This window comes from Nocardia sp. SSK8, assembly GCF_037034205.1.
GTDB lineage: Bacteria > Actinomycetota > Actinomycetes > Mycobacteriales > Mycobacteriaceae > Nocardia.
Genome location: NZ_JBAGKD010000020.1, coordinates 37973 through 44917, shown reverse-complemented (window position 1 = coordinate 44917; position 6945 = coordinate 37973). Strand labels below are relative to the sequence as shown.

Below are 6945 nucleotides of genomic sequence, written 5' to 3'. Positions count from 1 at the left end.
GGCGGGGCTGGGTTTCGTGGTGAGTCGTGACAAATTGTCCGCGCTACCCAGGTAGGTCCGTAGTTACGCGGTATTCTGCGCTCGGCCATGCGTGATGAGGGAGGTGGCCTGGTGCACAGACGTGCCTTCTTCAAGGCGGCGGGACTGGCGACGATCGCCGGTGCCGTGGGAACGAACCTGACGATGCCGTCGGCGGCCGCCGATCCGCGCGAGGCGATGTTCCCGTCCTGGGTGCCGGAGATCTTCGCCCCGATTCCGGACGCGCCGGAGCATTCCCCGGCCATCGTGATCGGCTCGGGCTTCGGCGCGGCCGTCACCGCGTTGCGGCTGGCCGAGGCCGGGATCGTCAACACTGTGCTCGAGCGGGGCTCGCGCTGGCCCAATGATCCGTGGCGGGAGATCTTCACCGGCGACGACCTGCCCGACGGTCGCGGCTTCTGGCATCGCACCAGCTTCACCGGCGTCACCAAGGTGCCGATGAGCTTCGGCGCGTTCGGTGGCGTGCTGGATGTGACCGAGTTCGGTGGGATCGATGTGTGGCGGGCCGCGGCGGTGGGCGGCGGCTCGGTGGTGTTCACCGGCGCGATGGTGGCGCCCGAGCGCAGGCTCTTCGACCAGGTCTTCGGCGGGATCGTCGACTACGGCGAGCTGGAGCGCGTCTATTACCCGCGGGTGCGCCAGATGCTGCGCCTGGACACCATGCCCGCCGACATCTATAACTCCGAGCCGTTCGCGCACTCGCGCGCCTGGGACGCGCAGGTCCGCGCGGCCGGGTACCAGCCGATCCCCAACGACTCCATCTTCACCTGGGACGTGCTGCGCGCCGAGCTGGCGGGTACCTCGCGCCCCTCGGCCACCGTCGCCCGCTCCAACCTGGGCAATTCCAACGGCGCCAAGTTCGACCTCAACCAGAACTATCTGCGCTACGCCGCCGAGACCGGCAAATCCCAGGTCTACCCCGGTCACCAGGTCGACAGCATCGCCCAGGACGGCAACGGCAAATTCGTGGTCACCGTGACGAAACTGGCCCCCACCGGTCAGCACCTCGCCACCCGCACGCTCACCTGCGACAAGCTGTTCCTCGGCGCCGGTTCGGTGGGCACCTCCGAACTGCTGGTCCGCGCCCAGGCCACCGGCGCGCTGCCGCACCTCAACGAGCACATCGGCGACGGCTTCGGCACCAACGGTGACGTGGTGCTGGCCCGTGGCGCCAGCTCGGTGGCCGGTCAGGGCCAGGGCGTGCCCAGCGCCAGCCGCGTCTACGACGAGTCGGGGGCCGCGCTGACCCTGGAGAACTGGTACATCCCGGGCATTCCGTTCGAGACCGGCGCGCTGGCCTCGCTGGGCATGGTGCTCGATTCGACCCGGGCTCGTTTCGGCTACCACCCGGCCTCCGGTGGCGTCGGCCTGAACTGGCCCGCGCAGGCTCAGCGGGCCGTGGTCGACGCGGCCCGCGCGGTCGATCACCGGATCGCCGAGCAGGCGGGCGCGCTGGCCGAGTACGGCGCGCTGGGCTACGACGCGAACGCCCAGTTCACCGCGCATCCGCTGGGCGGCGCGGTGCTCGGCCGGGCCACCGACGGCTACGGCCGCGTGCACGGTCACCCCGGTCTGTACGTGATGGACGGCGCCGCGATTCCGGGCAGCACCGCGACGGTCAACCCGTCGCTGACCATCACCGCCCTGGCCGAACGCAATATCGAGGCGATCCTGCGCGGCTGACGCCCAACTCCCCGCGCCCGGGCAGGGGACCAATTAGCGTGGGCAACAGCAGCGCCGGGCCACCGGCCGACCTCGGGCCGCATGGCCCCGACACCGCGGCCCCGGCCGCCAGACAGCAGGAGCACGGGTGGTCTCACCGGGTATCGAACGGGCCGAGGCAGTGCCGGACGTGCGGTCCAAGACCCCCTCGCTGCGCACCGATATCTTCATGCTGATCTTGGCGATCATCTCGGTCGCGCTGGTCGTGTGGATCACCTTCTTCCCGGTCTCCGGCTCGACCTATCACGCGATCGTGGTGGTCGACTGGAGCATCTGCGGGATCTTCCTGCTGGAGTTCCTGTGGCGCTGGCGCCGGGCGGGCTGGCCGTGGACCTTCCCGTTCGTCTACTGGTACGAGGTCCTGGGCATGGTTCCGGTGACCAGCCCGATCTTCCGCGGGTTCCGGCTGTTCCGGATCGTGGTGATCCTGCTGCGGCTGGGCCGGGTGGCCGACCGGGCGCTGGGGGAGCGGGTCACCGCGACGCTGGTCAACCGGTTCGTCGGCACCATCGTCGACGTGATCAAGCGCCCGATGACCATCGCCATCCTCGACGAGGTCTCCAAGGTGCTGCGCACTGGGCACTACACCAAGAACATCGCCGCCGCGCTGGAGGAGAACCGCGCCGAGGTCGACCAGATGATCGTCGACCTGATCAAGAACGACCCGCAGACCGGCAAGCTGCGCTACGTCCCGTTCCACGACGACATCATCCGGCTCGTCGCCGACACCGTGTACCGCATGCTGCGCCAGCTGCTCGACGACCCGCGCACCGACGAACTCGTCGCCGACATGCTCCGGGAGAACCTCGACCAGATCAACGACGCCGTCCGCGCCGGGGTCCGGGTGCCGCCCTCACAGCGCGGCGCCACGCCAAGCGAGCACGGCGTGCGCCACCACCTGGCGCAGGGTAAACGGCTCTGATCAGCCGACGGCGTAGCCGCCGACGCCGGGGAACTGCTGGACGAAATCGGCGAAGTTCGCCGCTGCCTCTTCGGCCGCCCTGCGCAGGGTGCGGTTGAACAGGACACCGGGAATCGGCAGCGGCAGCCGCATCTCCTCGTGGTAGTCGATCTCGGTGCCCTCGTCGACGGCGAACAGTTCGAACGAGGACGTCCCCTTGGAACCCCGGCTGCTGTCGACCACCGTCCACGACACCCGGTCGGGTTCCCAGGAGAACTCGAGCACCTGGTCGTCGACGCTGCCCATGAACTCCGCGGTGACGAACACCCGCCGTGGCCTGCCTTCGGGATCGCGTGGGCCGGTCCGGACGTTTCGGTAGAAGGTCGCCCACTCCCCGAAACGCTCTACTGCCAGCAGCGCGTTCATGACCTGATCGATATCGGCGTCAACGGTGAAGCGGATGTCGGTTTTCGAGCGCATCTGTGTCTATCCTCCGAACCCCCGCTGTCTTCGCGCCCGATTGTGCACAGTTGTACCAGTGATCGTCAACACGTCTATGGTCTGGACAAATGACCGGGTCAGCCGGGTATCGCCCGCTCGACGGCGGTTTCGATGAGCGCCAGGCTCTGCTCCTCGGTGAAGATTCCGGGCAGTGTGAGGTGTTCGACGATGAGCCAGTTCAGCGCCAGATAGAGCAGTAGTACCGAATCCGCGTCACCGGGGAGCCCGGATGCCAGGTGATTGCGCACATTGAACTCGACATCCGCGCGCACCCGCTCGGTGAGCACCGCGCGCAGCTCCGGGCGCCGGGTGGCCTCGAGGCGCAGCTCGAGCAGGGCCAGGTAGGCGGTGCGATGCGATTCCAGGCGGCTGACCACCTCGCGCATCAGCACGGCGATGTGCTCCTTGGTCCTCGGCCCGTTGCTGACCTGCGCCATCGCCTCCGCGCTCGGCGCGATGACCTCGTAGAAGCGGATGCCCGCCTGGGTGAGTAGCTCGTCGCGATTGGCGAAATAGTTCGACGCCGTCCCCGCGGGCACACCCGCCTGTTTGTCCACCGCGCGGAAGGTCAGTCCGCGCGCTCCCTCGGCCGCCAGCACCTCGATGGCCGCGTCCAACAGGGCTTGACGGCGCTCGGGATTAGTCCGCACTTGACACCACTCCATCCGTAGTACTATGTTCAAACCACTTCAAACAGAGTACTACAACTGAGGCGGTACCCATGCGAAAGCTTGTCTACTACATCGGCGTCTCGCTCGACGGCTACATCGCGGGCCCCGGCGGCGAGGTCGACTTCTATCCGACCCCGGCCGACTACGTGGCGTGGATGTCCGCCGAGTTCCCCGACGCCATGCCGACGCACATCCGCCCGCACGTGGGCGTCGACCCGCATCTTCCGGCCAAGCACTGGGACACCGTGCTGATGGGCCGCGGCACCTACATTCTCCCGGGTGAGCACGTCGAGAGCCCGTTCCAGCACATGAAGCAATACGTCGTGTCGAACTCGCTGAGCCAGGCCGACCATCCCGGCGTCGAGATCTACGCCGGAGACCCGGTCGAGCTGGTGCGCGAGCTCAAGCAGCAGGACGGCCTCGACATCTGGCTGTGCGGCGGCGGCAACCTGGCCGGGCAGCTCCTCGGCGAGATCGACGAGATGATCATCAAGAGCTATCCGGTGATCGCGGGGTCGGGTGTCTCGGTCTTCGGCGGCGTCTTCCAACCGACACAGTTCACCCCCGTGCGGCGCAAGGAATTCGACAACGGCGCGCAGGTCACCTGGTTCGAGCGGGCCTGATTCCGGTGGTCAGCCACAGGTGACAAGCCTGTGTCGTTTTCCACAGGCTGGGGAGGTAGCGGCGGATCGGGTGGGCGGCGGCCGGTACTCTTGGTCGCTGATAGCAGCTCGATTCCCGATCGTGAAGGACCATTGCCGTGGCTCTCGTTGTTCAGAAGTACGGAGGATCCTCGGTGGCCACCGCCGAGCGGATCCGGCGCGTCGCTGAACGGATCGTGGAGACCAAGAAGCAGGGCCACGACGTGGTCGTGGTCTGCTCGGCCATGGGCGACACCACCGACGAACTCCTCGATCTCGCCGAGCAGGTGGCCCCCGCGCCGCCCGCCCGCGAGATGGACATGCTGCTCACCTCCGGCGAGCGCATCTCGAACGCGCTGGTGGCCATGGCCATTCACACCCTCGGCGCCGAGGCGCGCTCGTTCACCGGCTCGCAGGCCGGGGTGATCACCACCGGTGCGCACGGCAACGCCAAGATCATCGACGTCACCCCCGGCCGCCTCCAGGAGGCCCTCGACGAGGGGCAGATCGTGCTGGTCGCGGGCTTCCAGGGCGTGAGTCAGGACAGCAAGGACGTCACCACGCTGGGCCGCGGCGGGTCCGATACCACCGCCGTCGCCCTGGCCGCCGCGCTGAAAGCCGACGTCTGCGAGATCTACACCGACGTCGACGGCATCTTCAGCGCCGACCCGCGCATCGTCGGCGACGCCCAGAAGCTCGACAACATCTCCTACGAGGAGATGCTGGAAATGGCGGCCTGCGGGTCGAAGGTGCTGATGCTGCGCTGCGTCGAGTACGCGCGCCGCTACAACGTTCCCGTTCATGTCCGGTCGTCCTACACCGACAAGATCGGCACCACAGTTTTCGGATCGATGGAGGACATTCCCGTGGAGCAGGCAATCCTGACCGGCGTCGCGCACGACCGCAGCGAGGCCAAGGTGACCGTCGTCGCCCTGCCCGACGAGCCGGGCTACGCGGCCAAGGTGTTCCGCGCGGTCGCCGACGCCGAGATCAACATCGACATGGTGCTGCAGAACATCTCCAAGGTCGACACGGGCAAGACCGACATCACCTTCACCTGCCCGAAGACCGACCTGGTCCGCGCGGTGCAGATGCTGACCAAGCGTCAGGACGAGATCGGCTTCGCCGAGATCCTCTCCGACGATCACATCGGCAAGGTCTCGCTGGTCGGCGCGGGCATGAAGTCGCATCCGGGCGTCACCGCCACCTTCTGTGAGGCGCTGGCCAACGCGGGCGTCAACATCGACCTGATCTCCACCTCGGAGATCCGGATCTCGGTGCTGGTGCGCGACACCGAACTCGACGAGGCCGTGCAGGTGCTGCACAAGGCCTTCGATCTCGGCGGCGAAGAGGCCGCCGTCGTCCACGGCGGAACGGGGCGTTAAGCAATGGGTGTACGTGTAGGCGTCGTCGGCGCGACCGGTCAGGTCGGCGCTGTCATGCGCAAGCTGCTCGAAGAGCGCGACTTCCCGGCCGACGAGGTGCGTTTCTTCGCCTCGGCGCGCTCGGCGGGCAAGACCCTGCCGTGGCGCGGCGGCGAGATCGTCGTCGAGGACACCGAGACCGCCGACCCGACGGGTCTGGACATCGCGCTGTTCTCCGCCGGTGCCACCATGTCGCGGGTGCAGGCGCCGCGCTTCGCGGCCGCGGGCGTGACCGTCATCGACAACTCCTCGGCCTGGCGCAAGGACCCCGAGGTCCCGCTGGTGGTCTCCGAGGTGAACCCCGAGGCCACCCGCAACCTGCCCAAGGGCATCATCGCCAACCCGAACTGCACCACCATGGCCGCGATGCCGGTGCTCAAGCCGCTGCACGACGTGGCGGGATTGCAGCGCCTGATCGTGTCGTCGTACCAGGCGGTGTCGGGCTCTGGCCTGGCCGGTGTGGCGGAGCTGGCCACCCAGATCCGCGCCGTCGCCGCCGACGCCGAGAAGCTGGTGCACGACGGCTCGGCGGTGGAGTTCCCCGCGCCGAACAAGTACGTCGCGCCGATCGCGTTCGATGTCATCCCGCTGGCCGGTGCGCTGGTGGACGACGGCTCGTTCGAGACCGACGAGGACCAGAAGCTGCGCAACGAGAGCCGCAAGATCCTGGGCCTGCCCGATCTGCTGGTCAGCGGCACCTGTGTGCGCGTGCCGGTGTTCACCGGGCACTCGCTGTCGATGAATGCCGAGTTCGCCGAGCCGATCTCGGTCGAGCAGGCGCGCGAGCTGCTGGGCAAGGCACCGGGCGTGCGCCTGGTCGACGTGCCCACTCCGCTGGCCGCCGCCGGTCAGGACGACTCGCTGGTCGGCCGCATCCGCCAGGATCCGGGCGCCCCGAACGGCCGTGGCCTCGCGCTGTTCATCTCCGGCGACAACCTGCGTAAGGGCGCCGCGCTCAACACGATTCAGATCGCGGAAGTGCTGCTGAACAACCGCTGAGTTCACACTCGACCAGGCCGGGCCGTCCGTCGACGGCCCGGCCCGCG

7 protein-coding genes are annotated in these 6945 nt (G+C 68.1%); 5 read left to right on the top strand and 2 right to left on the bottom strand.

The window, feature by feature from the left end:
- Positions 1–111 precede the first annotated feature (111 nt).
- Entirely contained in the window at positions 112–1722 is a 1611-nt protein-coding gene (locus WA675_RS26335) for a GMC oxidoreductase (protein ID WP_442945726.1), read from the top strand.
- 127 nt (positions 1723–1849) lie between these two features.
- Positions 1850–2683 carry an ion transporter gene (locus tag WA675_RS26330; RefSeq protein ID WP_336087975.1) on the top strand — a complete coding sequence of 278 codons (834 nt, stop codon included), beginning with the start codon at positions 1850–1852 and terminating at the stop codon, positions 2681–2683.
- Here WA675_RS26330 and WA675_RS26325 read toward each other — a convergent pair whose 3' ends face one another.
- Both WA675_RS26325 and WA675_RS26320 read right to left on the bottom strand, forming a co-directional pair.
- Complete coding sequence (locus WA675_RS26325) at positions 2684–3142, bottom strand: SRPBCC family protein (RefSeq protein WP_336087974.1); 459 nt, start codon at positions 3140–3142, stop codon at positions 2684–2686.
- A gap of 98 nt (positions 3143–3240) precedes the next feature.
- Positions 3241–3813 (bottom strand): TetR/AcrR family transcriptional regulator, encoded by a 573-nt coding sequence (locus WA675_RS26320; protein WP_336087972.1) that lies wholly within the window; start codon positions 3811–3813, stop codon positions 3241–3243.
- A 71-nt stretch (positions 3814–3884) separates the two neighbouring features.
- On the opposite strand from WA675_RS26320, the gene WA675_RS26315 reads away from it, so the two are divergent.
- The 3 genes from WA675_RS26315 to WA675_RS26305 all read left to right on the top strand — a co-directional run bounded on the left by WA675_RS26315 (position 3885) and on the right by WA675_RS26305 (position 6898).
- Positions 3885–4457 (top strand): dihydrofolate reductase family protein, encoded by a 573-nt coding sequence (locus WA675_RS26315; RefSeq protein WP_336087970.1) that lies wholly within the window; start codon positions 3885–3887, stop codon positions 4455–4457.
- Positions 4458–4594: 137 nt separating this feature from the next.
- Positions 4595–5860 (top strand): aspartate kinase, encoded by a 1266-nt coding sequence (locus WA675_RS26310; protein ID WP_336087969.1) that lies wholly within the window; start codon positions 4595–4597, stop codon positions 5858–5860.
- Positions 5861–5863: 3 nt separating this feature from the next.
- Positions 5864–6898, top strand: a complete 1035-nt coding sequence (locus WA675_RS26305; protein WP_336087968.1) for an aspartate-semialdehyde dehydrogenase — start codon at positions 5864–5866, stop codon at positions 6896–6898.
- The last annotated feature ends 47 nt before the right edge of the window (positions 6899–6945 follow it).